Source organism: Acidithiobacillus sp., assembly GCF_027322205.1.
GTDB lineage: Bacteria > Pseudomonadota > Gammaproteobacteria > Acidithiobacillales > Acidithiobacillaceae > Acidithiobacillus.
On sequence record NZ_DAHVHY010000002.1, the window covers coordinates 1 to 17,866 of the forward strand.

At 58.3% G+C, this 17,866-nt stretch carries 16 protein-coding genes; 3 read left to right on the plus strand and 13 right to left on the minus strand.

All coding sequences use genetic code 11. The features are described 5' to 3' along the window. Positions 1–395 (minus strand): MutS N-terminal domain-containing protein (locus tag M7F93_RS00510; protein WP_463670950.1); only part of this gene is annotated, 395 nt, incomplete at its 3' end. Between the two features lie 116 nt (positions 396–511). Then, complete coding sequence (locus M7F93_RS00515) at positions 512–1,210, minus strand: Bax inhibitor-1/YccA family protein (RefSeq protein WP_298167381.1); 699 nt, start codon at positions 1,208–1,210, stop codon at positions 512–514. Positions 1,211–1,443: 233 nt separating this feature from the next. On the opposite strand from M7F93_RS00515, the gene M7F93_RS00520 reads away from it, so the two are divergent. Next, positions 1,444–2,106: a putative quorum-sensing-regulated virulence factor gene (locus M7F93_RS00520; RefSeq protein WP_014029424.1), complete on the plus strand. Its 663-nt coding sequence runs from the start codon at positions 1,444–1,446 to the stop codon at positions 2,104–2,106. Here the strand turns inward: M7F93_RS00520 and M7F93_RS00525 are convergent. The 11 genes from M7F93_RS00525 to M7F93_RS00575 all read right to left on the minus strand — a co-directional run bounded on the left by M7F93_RS00525 (position 2,079) and on the right by M7F93_RS00575 (position 14,515). After that, a complete protein-coding gene (locus M7F93_RS00525) occupies positions 2,079–2,705 on the minus strand; it encodes a class II aldolase/adducin family protein (protein ID WP_298167395.1) in 627 nt (208 codons plus the stop codon). The genes M7F93_RS00520 and M7F93_RS00525 overlap by 28 nt on opposite strands. 8 nt (positions 2,706–2,713) lie before the next feature. Continuing rightward, entirely contained in the window at positions 2,714–3,112 is a 399-nt protein-coding gene (locus M7F93_RS00530; RefSeq protein ID WP_298167398.1) for a Smr/MutS family protein, read from the minus strand. Between the two features lie 15 nt (positions 3,113–3,127). Continuing rightward, positions 3,128–3,820, minus strand: coding sequence for a YoaK family protein (locus tag M7F93_RS00535; protein ID WP_298167400.1), 693 nt, complete (start codon positions 3,818–3,820; stop codon positions 3,128–3,130). Beyond that, positions 3,820–7,653 carry a DUF3683 domain-containing protein gene (locus M7F93_RS00540; RefSeq protein WP_298167403.1) on the minus strand — a complete coding sequence of 1,278 codons (3,834 nt, stop codon included), beginning with the start codon at positions 7,651–7,653 and terminating at the stop codon, positions 3,820–3,822. The genes M7F93_RS00535 and M7F93_RS00540 overlap by 1 nt, the downstream gene beginning before the upstream one ends. Beyond that, positions 7,650–8,489 (minus strand): pantoate--beta-alanine ligase, encoded by an 840-nt coding sequence (gene panC, locus M7F93_RS00545; protein ID WP_298167405.1) that lies wholly within the window; start codon positions 8,487–8,489, stop codon positions 7,650–7,652. Before panC ends, M7F93_RS00540 begins: the two co-directional genes overlap by 4 nt. 1 nt (position 8,490) lies before the next feature. Further along, positions 8,491–9,276, minus strand: a complete 786-nt coding sequence (gene panB, locus M7F93_RS00550) for a 3-methyl-2-oxobutanoate hydroxymethyltransferase (RefSeq protein ID WP_298167408.1) — start codon at positions 9,274–9,276, stop codon at positions 8,491–8,493. Then, a complete protein-coding gene (locus M7F93_RS00555) occupies positions 9,269–9,904 on the minus strand; it encodes a deoxynucleoside kinase (protein WP_298167411.1) in 636 nt (211 codons plus the stop codon). Before M7F93_RS00555 ends, panB begins: the two co-directional genes overlap by 8 nt. Further along, positions 9,877–10,446, minus strand: coding sequence for a 2-amino-4-hydroxy-6-hydroxymethyldihydropteridine diphosphokinase (gene folK / locus M7F93_RS00560; RefSeq protein ID WP_298167414.1), 570 nt, complete (start codon positions 10,444–10,446; stop codon positions 9,877–9,879). The genes M7F93_RS00555 and folK overlap by 28 nt, the downstream gene beginning before the upstream one ends. Beyond that, the gene (locus M7F93_RS00565) at positions 10,404–11,801 is read right to left on the minus strand and encodes a CCA tRNA nucleotidyltransferase (protein ID WP_298167417.1); all 1,398 of its coding nucleotides are present in this window, start codon (positions 11,799–11,801) and stop codon (positions 10,404–10,406) included. Before M7F93_RS00565 ends, folK begins: the two co-directional genes overlap by 43 nt. Continuing rightward, the gene (gene pcnB / locus M7F93_RS00570; protein ID WP_298167420.1) at positions 11,773–13,257 is read right to left on the minus strand and encodes a polynucleotide adenylyltransferase PcnB; all 1,485 of its coding nucleotides are present in this window, start codon (positions 13,255–13,257) and stop codon (positions 11,773–11,775) included. The genes M7F93_RS00565 and pcnB overlap by 29 nt, the downstream gene beginning before the upstream one ends. A gap of 295 nt (positions 13,258–13,552) precedes the next feature. Beyond that, on the minus strand, positions 13,553–14,515 hold the full coding sequence (locus M7F93_RS00575; protein ID WP_298167423.1) for a glycosyltransferase family 2 protein: 963 nt from the start codon (positions 14,513–14,515) through the stop codon (positions 13,553–13,555). Positions 14,516–14,696: 181 nt separating this feature from the next. On the opposite strand from M7F93_RS00575, the gene guaB reads away from it, so the two are divergent. Both guaB and guaA read left to right on the plus strand, forming a co-directional pair. Continuing rightward, complete coding sequence (gene guaB / locus M7F93_RS00580) at positions 14,697–16,157, plus strand: IMP dehydrogenase (protein WP_298167426.1); 1,461 nt, start codon at positions 14,697–14,699, stop codon at positions 16,155–16,157. Positions 16,158–16,160: 3 nt separating this feature from the next. Further along, positions 16,161–17,705 carry a glutamine-hydrolyzing GMP synthase gene (guaA, locus tag M7F93_RS00585; protein ID WP_298167429.1) on the plus strand — a complete coding sequence of 515 codons (1,545 nt, stop codon included), beginning with the start codon at positions 16,161–16,163 and terminating at the stop codon, positions 17,703–17,705. Positions 17,706–17,866 lie beyond the last annotated feature (161 nt).

The window sequence follows — 17,866 nt, forward strand, 5'->3', positions numbered from 1 at the left end:
AGAGGCTCCTGCCCGGCATCCAATAAGGCACCGTCAATGATGGTACCGGGGGTGATGACCCGCACGATGGCGCGTTCCACGGGACCTTTGGCAGTGGCCGGATCGCCCACCTGCTCACCGATGGCCACCCGTTCGCCCAGACGCACCAGTTTCGCGAGATAGCCATCTATGCTCTGGACGGGTACCCCCGCCATGGGAATAGCCTGTCCGGCGCTCTGTCCGCGGCTGGTGAGGGTGATGCCGAGGAGGCGGGCGGCTTTTTCGGCATCGTCAAAGAATAGCTCGTAGAAATCCCCCATGCGATAGAAAAGCAGCGCATCCGGGCATTGTTCCTTCAGCCCGAAATATTGCCGCATCATGGGGGTATGGTTTTGCAGAGAGGTGGAATCAGTCATGGTTTATAAAGCGGGAAAAGGCGATGTCTGACATCCCCGGCGGCGACATGGCAAATACTGCGTGCCATGCTTTCAGAAAAATCGTCCTTCCCGCCGATGCAGGAAGGGCGCGGTGATTAATTGCGATTGCCCCCGAAGATTTCGAGCAACGCCATGAAGAGGTTTATGATATCCAGATATAGGCCGACCACCAGCAGGACCGGCTCCTGAATGCCGCCGCGAATCATACGCTGGGTGTCAAAAAGGATCAGGCCGCTGAAGACCAGTACCAGCACGCCGGCAATGGCCAGTTGCAACGCGGGGATATGCAACAGGAACATATTCAGCAGAGAAACCACGATGGCCAGCACCAGACCGGTGATCAGGAAGCCGCCGATGTTGCTGAAATCGCGTCTGGTGGTCAGGGCATACGCGGACAGCCCAACAAACATGGCTGCGGTAGTACCCAAGGCCTCGGCAATGATCGAGGCGCCACCCGGCATCCGCAGATACATCTCGATAGCCGGACCCATCATCATGCCCATACCGCCGGCGAACAGGAAAACCAGGGGAACGGCAAAAGGGCTGCGGTGCGCACCGGTGTACTGCACCGCAAAGAGCAGGGCGAAGGAGCCGATCATCAGGATGAAGGGGTGCTGGTAGGCGAATACCGAGTGCATGCCATACACCGAGGCAATGGCAGACACCACGAGGGTGGCAGCAAGCAGTGCATAGGTCTTGCCCATGAGGGCGCCGATAGATGTGCCTCCGCGAATTCCCGCCGGATTCATGCTGTCCGGAAACTGGTACGGGTTCTGGTTCTGGTCCTGGTTCATGTTTGACTCCTGTGAACGAACACGCTGACATAATAACGTAAATTACGTTTTTTTACTTCTTCGTTATGAAAAATGGGGTTGCCAGATGAAAAAAACAATGTCTGGATCAAAGTAGTCGGACAAACAATGAGATGTTGTGTTTTCTGTAAAGTTCCACCGGGCATGGGCGCTTGCCCATTGCGAAGCAGGCATTTACCCTGCATCTTTTCGCCTGATCCGGGATGAGGTTTTGCATGCGCGCATTGATTTTTGATACCGAAACGACGGGCCGTGTGGAGCCTGATCTGATTGAGGCGGCCTGGCTGGCCGTGAGCGATCTGAAGACGCTGGCGGTGGAGGAACAATTCGTGCAGCGTTACCGACCAGCCAAGCCCATTGAGATGGGAGCGATGGCGGTACACCATATTCTTGAGGAGGATCTGCTGGAAAGCCCCCCCGCCAGCAGCTTTCAGTTACCCGAAGACACAGGGTATCTCGTTGGTCACAGCATAGATTATGACTGGGGCGTCATCGGCAAACCCGATGTCAAACGCATCTGCACTTATGCCATGACCCGCAAACTCTGGCCCGAGGTGGATAGCCATTCCCAGTCAGCATTGATGTATCACTTCAGCAAGGATAAGCACAAGACCCGGGATAACCTCAAAAACGCCCACTCGGCACTGGCGGACGTAAAATTTTGCCGGATTCTTCTGAATAAAGTCATTCTCTCGGTGCGCCCCAATTCCTGGGAAGATTTATGGGAGTTCAGCGAGCGCGCACGGATTCCCGAGACGATGCCTTTCGGCAAGCACAAGGGTGTGAAGATTGCCGATCTACCCGATGATTACCGACGCTGGGCCCTCAATAATCTCACCGATATGGACTTCTATCTGCGCAAGGCGCTGGAGGCCTGAGCTTCGGTAACGGCGTTTAATAGCACGGCGCCAGTCGCTGCGGCGCTGTGGCCGGCGGCGATGAGCCCGTCTTCGTGACCGGCCATCCGGATGAGTAGGGGTAACCGACCCTGTCCGGCGAGATGAGATACGGCCAGGGCCATGGTGGGGGTGCCGTATTCTGCATCCAGGGGGGTGGCTGGCAACCCCCGAACTTCGGCCTGTTGCCAGAGCAGCGGATCATGAATGTGGAAGACCCAGAGAATTTCCGGACGGGCGTCATAGCAGGCCGCATGGCTGAGGGCTTCTGAGGAGGGCGGCTGTGGTCCTTCGGCCCCGAGTCGGTTGTGGACAATATCCCAGCGGGTGACCTGACAGAAATGGTCGGGTGCTAAAGTGGCGAGGTGACCGGTCTGGGTAGCGGTGATCAGAAAACCGCCGTCGCAACGACAACTCACATTGCCAAAACCGATGCCGCCGTAACGGGCGGGATCAGCACCAATCAGGCCGTGGGCATGTAGTACCTCGCGCCAATGGCTGAGCAGGCACCGGTCTGGGCAGTCGATGACGGGACCCCCCTGCCAGTCCAGGTGAAATTTGCTGACGCCTTCCTGAGCCATGTTTATCCTTAACGTTTCACGAAAATACGTTGCAGCAGACGATACCAGCCGGGTACCGATACCAGCACCGGTGCCTTTGAAGCCGGTGCACAGCGGGGTGGTAAAGGGACGCCCGGCGGATAAATATCGACCAGGGTTGCACCCCAACTGCTGCGGTCATTGGCCAGACGAAAATTCCGGACCATGGGCTCGCGGCGGAGCAGCGTGTGGACGGTTTCGCGGAGTACGCCCTTGCCTTTACCGTGGATGATACGAATTTCCGTGATGTGGGCAGCGCGGCAACTGCGGAGGTATTCGCGAATCAGGTCGGGCACTTCTTTGGGGTGGAACGCGTGCAGGTCGAGAATACCATTGATCGGGGTCAGTACGGGGGCTGCGGGGGGCGCGTCTGGATCGGATGTTACCATGGTCTGATGCCGCCTTCAGGCCGCTGCATTGGCAACCGGATGCCAGTGCATCCAGAGGGCCAGAGCCACTAAAAAGGCCGGCAGAGTCATAGCCAGTATCGGCATAACCATCAGCAGAAATGCGAAGACCACGGCACCACCGAGGTAAGCGAGCAGGGCGGCCATCTGCTGGCGCAGCGCAAAGGGCAGAGGCCGGTGTTTGTGGAGACTTTGAATGAAGACCAAGACGATACTGGTCAGGGTGTTGGTGAAGACGACGGACGGGACCCCGGCGACATTGATCAGACGCGCCGCCACGCTCTGCATCCCCATGCCGATGGCGGAGAACAGAATCAGGGCATAGAGTGGACTACCCCCCAGCGGAAAACCCCAGCGCAACCAGCAAAGTGTATAGAGCGCGAGAAAAACGACTTCCAGGCCTAATATCCAGCGCAGCCCGAAGGGGCGTTCTTTCCAGAGCGCGGCGATGGCCACCCCGGTGATGAATCCCAGAAGGGCGGCGAGGGAATGGGTGGCCGAGAGCAAATGGCCTTGACCGACGGCGATGCCAAAGAGCGCGAGGTTGCCGGTCATTGCCGAGGTAAACACCATGTTCAACTTGAGGAATGCGACGATGTCTGCTGCGCCAGAGGTGGCCGACAGCAGGTGCATGGAGCGGTCTGGCTTGCCCATACGGGGGCGCGCGGGTAGGGGCGTGGTTGTGGCCATCAGAGTAAAACCCGCTCAATACCCCCCTGGTGGGTGGCATCAATGAAACTTTGCTGCCACTGCGGTCCAAGGATTTTGCGCGCCAGCTCCACGACGATGTAATCGGTGTCGAGACCCGTATCTTCGCGGTAACGTTCCAGGCCCTGCTGGCAGGCAGGACAACTCGTGAGTAGCTTGACGTTGCCGTTCTCCGCGCGCTCTTTACCGGTGAGCTGGAGAATGCCCTCCTTGAGCACCTCCTCCTTGCGGAAGCGCAGCTGGGTCGCGATGTCCGGGCGACTGCTGGCCAGGGTGCCGGCTTCGCCGCAGCAGCGGGCGGAGTCCAGTACCTGTTGTCCGAGCAGTTGTGACGCCACGGCCTGGGGTTTGTGCGTCTTCATGGGGCTGTGGCAGGGATCGTGATAGAGATACTGCACGCCCTCTACGCCGTCCAGCGCGACACCCTTTTCCATCAGATATTCATGGATATCCAGCAGGCGGCAGCCGGGAAAAATCTGCTGGAACTGGTATTGCAGCAGTTGGTCCATGCAGGTGCCGCAGGACAGGATGACCGTTTTGATATCCAGATAATTCAGGGTGTTGGCGACCCGGTGAAAGAGCACCTGATTGCGTATCGAAATTTCCTGACCTTTGTCTTCTTGCCCGCCCGCCGTCTGCGGATAGCCGCAGCAGAGATAGCCGGGCGGCAACACGGTCTGTGCGCCAACATGATGCAACATGGCCAGTGTCGCCAACCCGATCTGGCTGAAGAGCCGTTCACTGCCGCAACCGGGGAAATAAAATACCGCATCGCTGTCATCCGTGACCTTGGCGCTGTCACGAATGATAGGGACCATCTTGTCATCGACAATGGCGAGGAGTTGGCGCATGGTCTGTGCCCCCATCTTGGTGGGCAGCGGTTTGCGCAGGAAGTGGATGACCTCGGTGCGCATCGGTGCTTTGCCGGTGGTGGCTGGTGGTGGCCCTTTGGGCAACAACGGCCTGACGACCTTGTGGGCCAGTGCCTGTGCCTTGTATGCGGTTTGCAGGACGACTCGCCGCAGAAAGTGGACTTTGCCGGGTTCGGCGGCATTGAGATAGCTCATGGCCAGCCGAGTGCCGAGATTGAAGGATTTTTCACCCCGTGCCCGGAGAATGTTACGCATGTGAATGGAGACCTTGCCGAAGTCAATATCCACCGGGCAGGGCGTCTCGCACTTGTGGCAGGTGGTGCAATGGTCGGCCACATCGTTGAGGGCGGCAAAATGTTGCTGGGAAACGCCGCGCCGCGTCTGCTCCTCATAGAGAAAGGCCTCGATGAGCAGGCCGGTGGCAAGGATCTTGTCGCGCGGTGAGTAAAGCAGATTGGCGCGGGGAATATGGGTCATGCAGACCGGTTTGCATTTGCCGCAGCGCAGACAGTCCTTGATCTCACGATTGAGGGCACCCAGCTCGCTGGCTTCCAGCAACAGCGCTTCCTGTTCCACCAGTTGTAAAGAGGGCGTATAGGCAGTTTCCAGCCCGGAGCCAGCCAGCAGCTTGCCCGGATTGAAGAGGTTGTCCGGGTCTACTTTTGCTTTGTAAACTGCGAAAGCGGCGATCTTTTCCGGTTCCAGCCAGCGCATCTTGGTGATGCCGATGCCGTGCTCGCCTGAGATGACGCCGCCAAGTTTCTGAGCGATGGCCATAATCCGGTCCACGACCCGGTCGGCCTCGTGGAGCATGGCGTAGTCGCTGGAGAGCACCGGGATATTGGTGTGAATGTTGCCATCGCCGGCGTGCATGTGCAGGGCGACAAAAAGACGGGCACGGCGTACCTCTGCATGGATCTCGCGGATACGCGACCGCACGGCAGCAAATGCATCGCCAGCGAACAGCGCCTCCAGCGGCTTGCCGACGTGCTCCCGGTAACTGACGCGCAGGGCACCGCGCAGCAGGAGACTGGCCAGGGTATCATCGGGATGCACGACGGACAGCATGTGCGCATCCAGCAGTTCCGGATGCTCCATAGCCAGGGTATCCAGCTTCTCCAGCAGAGATTGCCAGCGCTGACGCGTATCGCCAATCAACGCCTTGGCGGCGGACCTTTTGGCGTCGACGATGGCCTGATCTTCACTGCTTTCTTCATAATCCTTAGCTTTGCGGATTTCTGCGAGATCACCGGAGATGTATTCCTCCAGTGTGCTGAGGCTGGCCAGTTTACTGCTGATGGACTGCTCGATATTGATACGCTCGACCGCGCGGCTATACTCCGCCAGCTTCTCCAGAGGAATGACCACATCTTCATTGATTTTGAAGGCATTGGTATGGGCGGAAATGGCGGCGGTGCGGCCGCGGTCGGCCCAGAATCGGCGTCTTGACTCGGGCGTGGTGGCGACAAAGCCTTCACCACCCCGAGCATTGGCAATACGTACTACCGCCGCCGCCGCCGCACCCGCTGCACCGGGGTCATCGCTGGCGATATCCGCGAGCAGCAGCATCTTCGGGCGTTCGTGGCGGGGGGCCTTGTTGCTGTACTTGATGGCTTTGAGATAGCGCTCGTCCAGGTGCTCCAGACCGGTGAGCAGGACATGACCCAACCCCTCCACATAGGATTTCACTTCGATGATGGCTGGTACCGCGGCATCCAGATCGGCGCCATAAAACTCCAGGCAGACCGTGCGCACATGGGCTGGCATCTGATGGAGCAGGAAGCGTCCGGAGGTGATAATACCGTCACAGCCTTCTTTCTGGATGCCTGGCAGACCGCCAAGAAACTTATCGGTGACATCCTTGCCCAGCCCGGCCTTGCGGAAGCTGGCACCAGGCAGGGTGAGCACTTCCGACTCGCCGAGCGCAGTGTGCCCGTCGGCAGCAAAGCGATTCAGGCGAAAACGGACCACCGGCTGATCGTGAATTTTGCCGAGATTATGGTCCAGGCGTTCCACTTCCAGCCAATTCCCATCGGGAGTCACCATGCGCCAGGAGAGCAGGTTGTCGAGGGCCGTACCCCAGAGCACCGCCTTCTTGCCCCCCGCATTCATGGCGATATTCCCGCCGATGGTGGAGGCGTCCATGGATGTGGGATCGACGGCAAAGACGAGGCCTGCCGCATCGGCCGCATCGGCCACAACCTTGGTGACCACACCCGCACCCGCAAAGATGCTGGGGACACTGGTGCTCAGGCCCTGCGGAGTGGCCATTTCGATCATCGACATTTGTTCCAGCTTTTCGGTGTTGATGACGGCGCAGTGGCGACGCAGCGGAATAGCCCCGCCGGTATAGCCGGTGCCGCCACCGCGCGGAATGATGGATAGCCCAATTTCGCGGCAGGCGGCGACCATGCGCTGCACTTCGGGCTCGTCGGCGGGATAAAGGACGACAAAGGGTAATTCCACACGCCAGTCGGAGGCGTCAGTGACATGAGCGACGCGGGCATAGGCGCTGAAGTCGACATTATCCCTTGCGGTGATTTTGAACAGACGGCGCTCCGCTTTCTTGCGCAGAGTCAGATCCTCATCAAATTGCTGCGTAAAGCTGCTCACCGCGACGCGAGCGCTCTCCAGCAGGCGGATCACCAACGGATTACCCTCAGCGCGCTCGGTAATGTCGTTCAAGCGATGTGCCAGAGCGTTCCAGAGGGCCTGGCGGCGATGCCGATCCTGCGCCAAATCATCCTGGATGTAAGGATTGCGCTGCACTACCCAAAGATCGCCCAGCACTTCAAAGAGCATCCGTGCCGAGCGTCCGGTGATCCTCTGTGCGCGCAGGTCTTCCAGCAGCCGCCAGGCATCCATCCCGATCAGGCGGCGCACGATCTCGGCGTCTGAAAATGAGGTGTAGTTGTAAGGAATTTCGCGCAGGCGGGCACTCATTGGGGAATGGTAACATTATCGATGAGCCGGGTCTGCCCCAGCCGTGCAGCCGCGAACCAGCGTGCATCAGGCTGCGGAGCGGTAACTGTCCGCAAAGACTGACCATCGCGCAACTCCAGGTAGTCCGGCAAAAAACCGGCCTGCTCCAGCTTTTTCCAGCCTGCCGCCGCAAGACCAGGCACATCTGCGCCGCTGGTGCTGCGCCGGGCAAGGTCGAAGAGCGTTGCTGCAAGCAGGGGGGCGACCTGTCGTTCTGCCAGACTCAGAAGGGTGTTGCGCGAACTGTAGGCGAGCCCGTCTGCCTCTCTCTGCAAGGGTCCCGGCAAGACCTGCACGTTGAGGTTCAAGTCGGCCACCATCTGCTGAACGATGCGCAGTTGCTGATAATCTTTCTCGCCAAGAATGAGTATCTCTGGTGAAACCATATGCAGCAGCTTGTTGAGTACGGTGCAGACTCCGGTGAAATGACCAGGACGACTGGCCCCGCAAAGCACCTCGCCCAGGCTGGGTTGCGGCATCACGACGCTGATATCCTGGCGTCCCCGCGGATACATCAATCCGTCATCCGGGGTAAATATGGTCTGGCAACCCGCCTCGTGCAGACGCTGCAAGTCCCGGTCCAGAGTGCGCGGATATTTCGCAAAGTCTTCCCGGGGTCCGAACTGCAACGGATTGACGTAGATACTGACCAGCACCTGCTCGGCCCGGGTGGCAGCGAGTTTCACCAGCGCGAGATGCCCATCGTGCAGGTTGCCCATGGTGGGCACCAGGGCTAGGGTGCCATGCAGGCTTTGGCGCCACTGGCGCAAGCTGGCGATATCTTTCAAGATCGCCATTTTAGCGCTTGCGACGCGGCGGGAAGTGGCCGCTGCCCACGTCCTGCACATACTCGGCCAAGGCATCCCGCATGATCCTGCCGCCCTCGATATAACGCCGGGCAAAAGGGGGGCTGTCCGCACCCAGCCCCAGCAGGTCGTGCATTACCAGCACCTGGGCATCGGTATCCGGCCCGGCACCAATGCCGATAGTGGGTACGGCGATATCGCGGGTAATACGTGCCGCCAGCGCATCGGGAACCGCCTCCAAAACGACGAAGCGGGCGCCCGCTTCCGCCAGTGCCCCGGCATCCATCTGCAAACGGCATGCACTCTCCACATTGGTGCCCTGCCGCTGGAAACTGCCCCACTGCCGCACCCGTTGGGGAGTCAGGCCGATATGGGCACAGACATTGATGCCCCGCTCGGCGCAGAAGGCCACCGTGGGCGCCATTTCCGCACCCCCCTCCAGCTTGATAACGTCGGCCCCAGCGCGTAGCAGGGTAACTGCCGCATTCCAAGCCTGTTTCGGCCCCTTTTCATAGGTTCCGAAGGGCAAGTCGGCAAAAACCAGGCAACCTGCCGCGGCGCGCGCCACCATTTGTGTATGGTAGGCCATTTGCTCCAACGTAACACCGAGGGTGTCGTCGGCACCGGTGACCACCATGCCGAGAGAATCACCTACTAATACACCATGCACCCCCGCTTCCGTCGCGAAACGGGCGAAAGGGTAGTCATAGGCCGTAACCACGGCACGTTTGATGCCGTTTTGCTTGTCCTGCACCCAGCGGGCAATTTTCTTATGCATCTCGCTCCTCAGCCTTTTTCAACCGATACCTGACTGTGTCGATCAACTGCTCAGTGTGCCGCGGATCGTGGACAAAATCCACCTGCGCCGAGTCGATATCCAGGCAGGGCCAGGAATAGTTTGCCCGCCACGCACGGTAAGCCGCCTGCACCCGCTCCAGATAATCCGCTGTCAATGCCTGTTCGTAGGCATCTCCACGGACCCGGATGCGCTCCAGCAGGATCGGCAGTGGCGCATCCAGGAATATCATCAGGTCTGCCGGTGCGGGGTGGTAGTCCAGAGCCATGCGCAAGGCCTGAAAAAGACGAAGCTCTTCTGTATCCAGGGTGAGGGGAGTGAAAATTTCGTCTTTGCGCGCACTATGGTCGCTGATGATCCAATGCTTATCGCCGGGATGCTGCCACTGTGCCCGACGTTGCATCAAAAACTGTAACTCCGTCGCCAGCGCCGCACCTGGTCCCTGGTAGAAACGGCAGAGAAAGGGGTTTTGGGCCGGTGCTTCGAGAATGATTTGTCCGCCCAGGGCATGGCCCAGTTGCCGCGCCAGGCTGGTTTTGCCAGCACCCATCGGGCCTTCGATACTGATGATGCGGGGATTGGTCATGCCTGGGCAGAACAGGCGTTGCACGCAGACATTTCCTGCGTGTCGTCAGAAATACGGGTGATGAGCTGCCCGGTTACGGCGGGCAGGTGATCGGCGATACGCCCACAACCGGGAATGATTAGTTCCGGATCAAATTCGGCAAGAGGAATGAGCACGAAGGCCCGCTCGTGCAAGCGGGGATGGGGCAGGGTGAGTTCCGGGTCCGTAGAATGGGTAGTCCCGTAACTCAGCAGGTCGAGATCCAGCACCCGGGGACCCCAGTAAATTTCGTCGGCGCGGTGGCGTCCTGCGGCTGCCTCCAATGCTTGCAGATGACTGAGGAGGGTGCGGGGTTGCAATGCAGTTTGCAGACGGGCGACTGCATTGATGAAGGCAGGCTGGGTGACGCCGCCCACGGGTGCTGTCTGGTAGAGACGGGACTGCCACAGGAGGGTGCTTTCCGGTACAGCGGCCAAGGCCCCCAGCGCATGTCGCACCTGTGCCACGGGCAGGTCCAGGTTACTGCCAATACTGATCCAGGCAATTACGGTTGGATGGATGGCAGGATGCCTTGTCTGATAAGCCATTGTCGGGCGGTTTCCTTGTCTTCAATCTCGCCATCCAGGCGGGCATCATGCAGGCGGCGCAGTACCTTACCAAACTGTGGGCCGGGCGCCAAACCCATGGCCTGCAGATCCTTACCATTGAGTGGTGATGTCAGACCGCGCTGTTTCTGCAGGTAGTAATGGCCACTTTCAATGATGGCACCGGTTTCCGGGTACTCGGCGAGCAGTGCCAGAATGCCTGGCAGCGACAGCGATTCCCATAATCGCGCCACTGCACTGGGATGACTTGCCTTCGCCAAGGCTGCCGGTATTTCTGACAACCGGTGCAGATCGTTCAGAATATAGCGCCCATCGGCCATCGGCCAATAGTGTAAGCGTTTCTCCGCAGCCGCCCAAGGGCTATCCCGCCAGAGTATAGTCAGCAAAACGGTGGTATCGCAGAGGTTCTCATCGGGGAAATGGTAGTGAAACCAGTTGATTTCCTGTTGACCACGTTGTATCTGAGCGAGAAGGGCCTCCAGTTCCGGCGGGGTCGGGCGCAACAGTGGCCATAACTGCCAGGCATCCAGCTCTTCTAAGGCTGCAGGGAGGTTGCTGAGTTCGAGCAGATACTTCAGCTCACGCCATAAACGCGCGCCGCTGAGTCGGGCGAAAATATCCTGGGTTAATGCCTCCTCCAGCAGACCGCGTGTGCCAGTTTCCAATTGGAGTTGGAAGCGCACGGCGAAACGGAGTCCGCGCAGGATACGAGTGGGGTCGTCCAGAAAAGAACGGGGATGGAGCACGCGCAGCAGGCGTCGCTGGAGATCCATACGGCCTCCATAGGGATCCAGAAAGTCGCCAAACTTTTCCGGATCCAGAGAGATGGCCATGGCGTTGATGGTGAAGTCGCGGCGGATCAAGTCTGTCTGAATATCACCAGGTTGCACTTCCGGTAGTGCGGCTGGCGCTGGATAATGTTCTATCCGGCAGCGCGCCAGATCCAGTTGGAAGCCATCGGGATACTGGAGAATAGCGGTGCCGAAATGCGGATGATAGGTACATTGCACGCCGGACGGTTCTGTGGAACAAGCTTCGGCGACGGCACGAACATCACCCTCAATGGCCAGGTCAATGTCTGGTGCGGGGCGGTTTTGCAGAAAGTCGCGGACGCAGCCGCCGACAAGGTAGGCCGGCGTGCCAAGTGCCGCAGCAGTCCTGCCGATGACGTGCAGGCGCTGTAGTAGTGCCTCTCCCCATTGCTGTTGCAGCATCTGGTGAATCTGTGTGGCGGGTAACTGGCCTGCACTTGGAATGGCACTGTACGTGTCCGGTGAGTCGTGTCCCGTGGGAATGAGGGGATCCGGATTAGTTGTTGTCGGTTTGTCCGTTGTCATGGCTGCCGTCCGCGCCCGGTTGGGCCATATCGTCCTGATCAGGACGGTTACCGCGCCGTCGCCGCCGCCGGGGACGGCGACGTGATGTCGCTGGGAGTGGTCCCAACTCTGGTTCCTGTCCGGTTTCATCGAGGCGGGCCTGTTCGATGAGGATACGCCGACCATCATGATCGGCGGTCTGGAATTGTTCCCACCATTCCACCAAAGTGGCGGGTATTTCGCCGCCCTGACTGCGCAGACTCAGGAAATCAAAGGCTGCGCGAAAGCGTGGATGGGCAAGCAGCGCGTGAGGGCGACGCCCGCCACGCCGCATAAAACGCGCCTGCAAATCCCAGATTTCGCGCATAGGCAGAGCGAAACGACGAGGAACAGAAACCCGCCCGATGCATTCCTGCAGCACGTCGCTGGCGGCCTGCTGCAAGGCGACTGTGGCGGGTTTGCCCTGTTGTTCGAGCAACTGGCTTTGCTGTTGCAGGGCAGGCCAGAGCAGTGCGGCAAAGAGAAATGCAGGTGTTACCGATTTGCCGTCACGTACCCGCGTATCGGTGCCCGCCAGCGCGCCTTGCAACAGTGTATGCGTCGTGCCGTATTCCGCATGGTCGAGGAGCGCATCCACCTGCGGAAACAAGGCGGCAAATAGTCCCTGCTGGCGCAGGTGTTCGAAACTCGTTTGCGCATTACCGTTCAGAAAAAGTTTCAGTATTTCTTCAAACAACCGTGCTGAGGGTACCTCCTGCAGGCGCTCGCGGCAGGCCGCTATGGGCGCCTGTGCGGCTGCATCCATGATAAATCCCAGCTTGGCAGCAAAACGAACAGCCCGCAGCATCCGCACCGGGTCTTCACTGTAACGTTGTTCCGGGTCGCCAATGACGCGCAGACGACCGGCTTGCAAATCTTCCATGCCCGTAGAGAAATCCAGAATGCTGCGGTCGGCGATGTTGTAATAGAGTGCGTTGGCGGTGAAATCCCGGCGCCGGGCATCTTCCTCAAGTGAGCCGTAGACATTGTCTGCCAAGATGCGCCCTGTTTCGCTGGTTTCGCTTTTCTTGCCGTTCGCGCTGCCGCGGAAGGTGGCCACCTCGATGATCTCGTGGCCAAACTGGACATGCACCAGGATGAAGCGTCGACCAATGAGGCGGGCGTTGCGCCGAAACAGTTTGCGGACCTGTTCCGGGTGCGCGTCCGTCGCGACATCGAAATCCTTAGGCTCCCGTCCCAGCAGCAGATCGCGGACGCTGCCGCCGACCAGATAAGCCTGAAAACCGGCGCGATGCAGACCATTGAGGACCTGCAAGGCCCCGTCACTGATCTGACGTCGTGAAACGTTATGCTCGTTACGTGGCGTCACTCGTGCACCGGGGACGCCGGGTGATAGCGGCGAGGGCATCACCGCCCTTTCGGCGGCGGAGTCGGGCAGGTTCAACTGCTTGGTAATGAAGTCTTTTATGGATACCAAGGGTGCTCTCTGGGTTGGTGGGACGTAATCTGGGCCACAGTGTACCTGAAAAGTTGCGGAAAAGCAGTGGTGACCGGAAGGGAGGCACAGGGGTGGCTAACCCGTAGGATTATCTCGGTATACTAGAGATATACGGTTATTGACAAAGGCTTAACATGCTCAATATTCAACAATAAGAAATATCGTGTGGACCATAAAATTCGGTCATGGAAAGCGAAACGATTTGTGGTGCTGCAATTCAGTTACAGTGAATGTTGGGGTATGAATGTAATATATAGTGCCACGCAAAGCCTGTTTATGGATTGTCATTTCGATTGATCGTGTTGGGTGTATTGACCATTCCCCAAGCCTGTCTGACCAGGTACACTGGCCTTTGCTTGCTTTCCTCATAGATTCGACCGAGGTATTCACCGATCACCCCCAGGGCCATGAGTTGCACGCCACTCAGGAACAACAGGGTAACCATTATGGATGGATAGCCTTTTACAGGGTTTCCATATACAAGGGTGCTGATTACCAGCCAGATGGCATAGAGAAAGGCCAGCAATGAAACCATAAAGCCCAGATAAGCAGCGAGCTGCAGGGGTACCTGGCTAAAAGAAGTAATACCTTCTACGGCGAAATTCCATAGCCGCCAATAATTCCAAGTAGTCCTTCCCGCATGACGGGGCGCGCGATGGTAGTAAACATTCGTGCTGCGAAAGCCTACCCAGGCGAACAAACCCTTCATGAAGCGTCGGCGTTCAGGGAGTGTCTGCAGGGCATCCAGAACCGGACGGGAGAGCAGTCGGAAATCACCTGTATCGGGTGGTATCTCGACATCGCTCATGCGGTTGATTATTCGATAAAAGACATGCGCGGAAGCGCGTTTCAGCCACGACTCTCCTTCGCGGGAGAGGCGCACAGCGTTAACCACATCAAAACCCTCCCGCCATTGGGCGAGCAGTTCGGGAATTAGCTCGGGGGGATCTTGCAGGTCAGCATCCAGCGGGATGGCGGCATCACTCAAGGTGGCATCGAGCCCCGCGGTAAGAGCTGCTTCCTTTCCAAAATTTCTTGACAAATCAATGATAAGCACTCTCTCGTCCTGGTGGTGCAGAGCGATTAACTGAATCAGAGTGTCATCGCTACTACCATCGTTGACACAAATCATTTCCCAGGATTCGCCAGATTGGTCCATAACGGCGCAGACACGATCATAGAGTGTCGCGATGTTTCCAGATTCATTGTGGCAGGGAATAATGATCGAAATGGTCATGATTTTTGAAATTCTTGAGCAGTGGTGTCGCTGACTGAGCTGACGAAGAAAGCTACAAGAGTGCGTCCGCCACGTCAATCGAGGCTGGAAAAAAGCTGCTCGTTTGGGTATAGTGTGGGATGCCTTTAACCATGGGGCTGGGACATCACTACCCGGCCCCTTTCTTGTTAGGTGAACCACGATGCAATTGATTGGCGAAGCCCTCACTTTTGACGATGTTCTTCTCGTCCCCGCCCATTCGGAGGTGCTCCCCCGTAATGTGCAAATTGCGACCCAGCTCAGTCGCCACATCCGCCTGAACATCCCACTGCTCTCGGCGGCGATGGATACGGTGACCGAGGCCGCCATGGCCATCGGGATGGCGCAAGAAGGAGGCATCGGCATCATTCACAAAAACATGTCGCCGGACCAGCAGGCAGCACTCGTGCGGCGGGTCAAAAAATTCGAGTCAGGGGTCATTAAAGATCCCATTACCACCCGCGCCGATGTGAGTGTTCGCGAAGTATTGCAGGTAATGGCCGTGCATGGAATTTCCGGCGTGCCGGTGGTGGATGGCGAGCGCCTGGAGGGTATTGTGACCCACCGCGATCTGCGCTTTGAGACGCGCATGGATGCTCCGGTAAGCAGCGTCATGACCCCGCGTGAGCGTTTGGTCACGGTACCGGAAGGCACCAGTCTGGACACCACGAAGGCCTTGCTGCATCAGTATCGCATCGAAAAAATGCTGGTGGTTAATGAACACTTTGAGTTGCGAGGATTGATCACGGTCAAAGACATCCGTAAGGCGACAGAACACCCGTTGGCCTGCCGTGATGGACAAGGCCGTCTACTGGTGGGTGCAGCGGTGGGTGTTGGTGAAGGTACTGACGCGCGGGTACAGGCACTGGCTGAGGCGGGAGTGGATGTTATTATCGTCGATACCGCCCATGGTCACAGTCAGGGGGTGCTCGACCGGGTGCGCTGGGTGAAAGATCACTTTCCTGAAGTGGATGTGATTGGCGGCAATATTGCTACCGGAGAAGCGGCATTGGCCTTGGTGGAAGCGGGCGCTGACGCCGTCAAGGTAGGTATCGGGCCTGGCTCCATCTGCACCACCCGTATTGTTGCCGGCGTTGGTGTACCGCAGGTCACGGCTATCAGCAATGTGGCAGACGCGCTGGCGGGTACCGGCGTATCGCTCATTGCCGACGGTGGTATCCGCTTTTCCGGGGACTTCGCCAAGGCTTTGGCAGCGGGAGCGCATACGGTTATGGTGGGTGGTTTGCTGGCGGGCACCGATGAGGCGCCGGGGGAAATCGAACTCTACCAGGGCCGCTCCTACAAGGCTTATCGTGGCATGGGGTCTTTGGGCGCGATGCAACAGGGCTCTGCCGACCGCTATTTTCAGGATGCCAGCCCGGAAGCGCCGAAGCTGGTGCCGGAAGGGGTGGAGGGCCGGGTTCCCTACAAGGGGCCGGCCGGACAAGTCATCCATCAGCTCCTCGGTGGCTTGCGCTCCAGCATGGGCTACCTGGGCGCGGAAGATTTGTCGGCCCTGCGCAGCCGTGCCCGCTTTATCAAGATTACCCAGGCGGGTGTGCGCGAGAGCCACGTTCACGATGTGAATATCACCAAAGAAGCACCTAATTACCGGGTGGATTGAACCATGCAAGAACGTATTCTGATTCTCGACTTCGGTTCACAGTTCACCCAGCTTATCGCGCGGCGGGTGCGTGAGGCCCACGTCTATTGTGAAATTCATCCTTATAACATGCCACTGGCGGACATCCAGACCTGGGAGCCCCAGGGGATTATTCTGTCCGGCGGGCCGTCCTCGGTGCATGATGCTGAGGCACCGACGGTTGATCTGGGCTTATTTGCCCTGGGTCTGCCGATCCTGGGTATTTGTTACGGTCTGCAATTGATGGCGCAGTTGCTGGGCGGACGGGTGGGTAAGGCGGAGTATCGGGAATATGGCCGGGCGCATATTCAGATCAAAGAGGCGGTTGGCCCCTTGCTACCCTTTGGTGCTGCCGGTGACGCCGAAGAAGTCTGGATGAGTCATGGTGATCGGATTGAATCCATGCCCGATGGTTTCCGGGTGCTGGCCAGCAGTGCCAATTCGCCGCTGGCGGCTATTGGTGATCCAGTCCGTAACTTCTACGGCGTGCAGTTCCATCTGGAGGTGGCCCATACGCCCCGCGGTGCGGAGATGCTCACCGCCTTTGTGCGTGGCGTTTGCGGATGCACCGGTGACTGGACCATGCACTCCTACGTGGATACGGCAGTGGCGACGATCCGCGCCCAGGTAGGTAAGGGCAGGGTCATTGCCGCGCTCTCTGGCGGGGTGGATTCGGCTGTGGCTGCGGTGCTCATTCATCGCGCCATCGGCGCTCAGATCACCTGTATTTTTGTGGATAACGGCTTGCTGCGCTTTGGCGAAGCGGAGAAGGTAGCTACCATATTCCGCAATTATTTCCAGATTCCCTTGCAGGTAGTCGATGCTCGTCAACGTTTTCTGGAAGTGCTTGCGGATGTTACCGATCCAGAAAAGAAGCGCAAAGCCATCGGTAATTTGTTCATCGAGATTTTTGAGGAAGAGTCGAAGCAGTTGGAAGGTGCCGACTTTCTGGCGCAGGGTACCCTGTATCCCGACGTGATCGAGTCCATTTCCTTTAGGGGTCCGAGCGCAACCATTAAGTCTCACCATAACGTGGGTGGCTTGCCGGAGCGCATGCACTTGCAACTGATCGAGCCTTTGCGTGAGCTGTTCAAGGATGAAGTGCGGGAGCTGGGCCGTGAACTGGGCATGCCCGAAGAAGTTATCCGTCGTCAGCCGTTCCCCGGACCGGGCCTCGCGATTCGCTGTTTGGGTGCGATTGACGATTTGCGCCTGGAAGTCTTGCGCCGTGCTGACCGGATTGTCATGGAAGAAATCCGCGAGGCCGGATTGTATGACCGCCTCTGGCAGGCCTTTGCGGTATTGCTGCCAGTGCGTAGTGTGGGCGTGATGGGGGATGCGCGGACCTATGATGAAACCATTGCTTTGCGCGCCGTGGAGTCGGCGGATGGGATGACTGCCGACTGGGCGCATCTACCCTATGAAGTGCTGGGTCGCATTTCCACCCGGATCATCAATGAAGTTGCTGGTGTGAATCGCGTAGTCTACGATATTTCATCAAAGCCGCCTGCTACGATTGAGTGGGAATAGTCACCGCTCTCCTCTCCTCTGGTTGTATGGCACCTTACACGTCTCGATATCATCGTTGATCCATATTTGGTGTTTCTATGCTTGGTTGATGCACGTAACTTGTGATATAATATCAAGGCACTGCGTATTTTGCCTCAAATTTGTCGAGGCTCTGCTCTTTA

Coding starts and splice junctions, on each gene's coding strand:
- guaB (WP_298167426.1), top strand. CDS start 14,697: ATGCAATTGATTGGCGAAGCCCTCACTTTTGACGATGTTCTTCTCGTC.
- M7F93_RS00520 (WP_014029424.1), top strand. CDS start 1,444: ATGCGCGCATTGATTTTTGATACCGAAACGACGGGCCGTGTGGAGCCT.
- M7F93_RS00515 (WP_298167381.1), bottom strand. CDS start 1,210: ATGAACCAGGACCAGAACCAGAACCCGTACCAGTTTCCGGACAGCATG.
- folK (WP_298167414.1), bottom strand. CDS start 10,446: ATGGCTTATCAGACAAGGCATCCTGCCATCCATCCAACCGTAATTGCC.
- M7F93_RS00575 (WP_298167423.1), bottom strand. CDS start 14,515: ATGACCATTTCGATCATTATTCCCTGCCACAATGAATCTGGAAACATC.
- M7F93_RS00525 (WP_298167395.1), bottom strand. CDS start 2,705: ATGGCTCAGGAAGGCGTCAGCAAATTTCACCTGGACTGGCAGGGGGGT.
- M7F93_RS00540 (WP_298167403.1), bottom strand. CDS start 7,653: ATGAGTGCCCGCCTGCGCGAAATTCCTTACAACTACACCTCATTTTCA.
- panB (WP_298167408.1), bottom strand. CDS start 9,276: ATGCATAAGAAAATTGCCCGCTGGGTGCAGGACAAGCAAAACGGCATC.
- panC (WP_298167405.1), bottom strand. CDS start 8,489: ATGGCGATCTTGAAAGATATCGCCAGCTTGCGCCAGTGGCGCCAAAGC.
- M7F93_RS00565 (WP_298167417.1), bottom strand. CDS start 11,801: ATGACAACGGACAAACCGACAACAACTAATCCGGATCCCCTCATTCCC.
- M7F93_RS00535 (WP_298167400.1), bottom strand. CDS start 3,820: ATGGCCACAACCACGCCCCTACCCGCGCGCCCCCGTATGGGCAAGCCA.
- M7F93_RS00530 (WP_298167398.1), bottom strand. CDS start 3,112: ATGGTAACATCCGATCCAGACGCGCCCCCCGCAGCCCCCGTACTGACC.
- guaA (WP_298167429.1), top strand. CDS start 16,161: ATGCAAGAACGTATTCTGATTCTCGACTTCGGTTCACAGTTCACCCAG.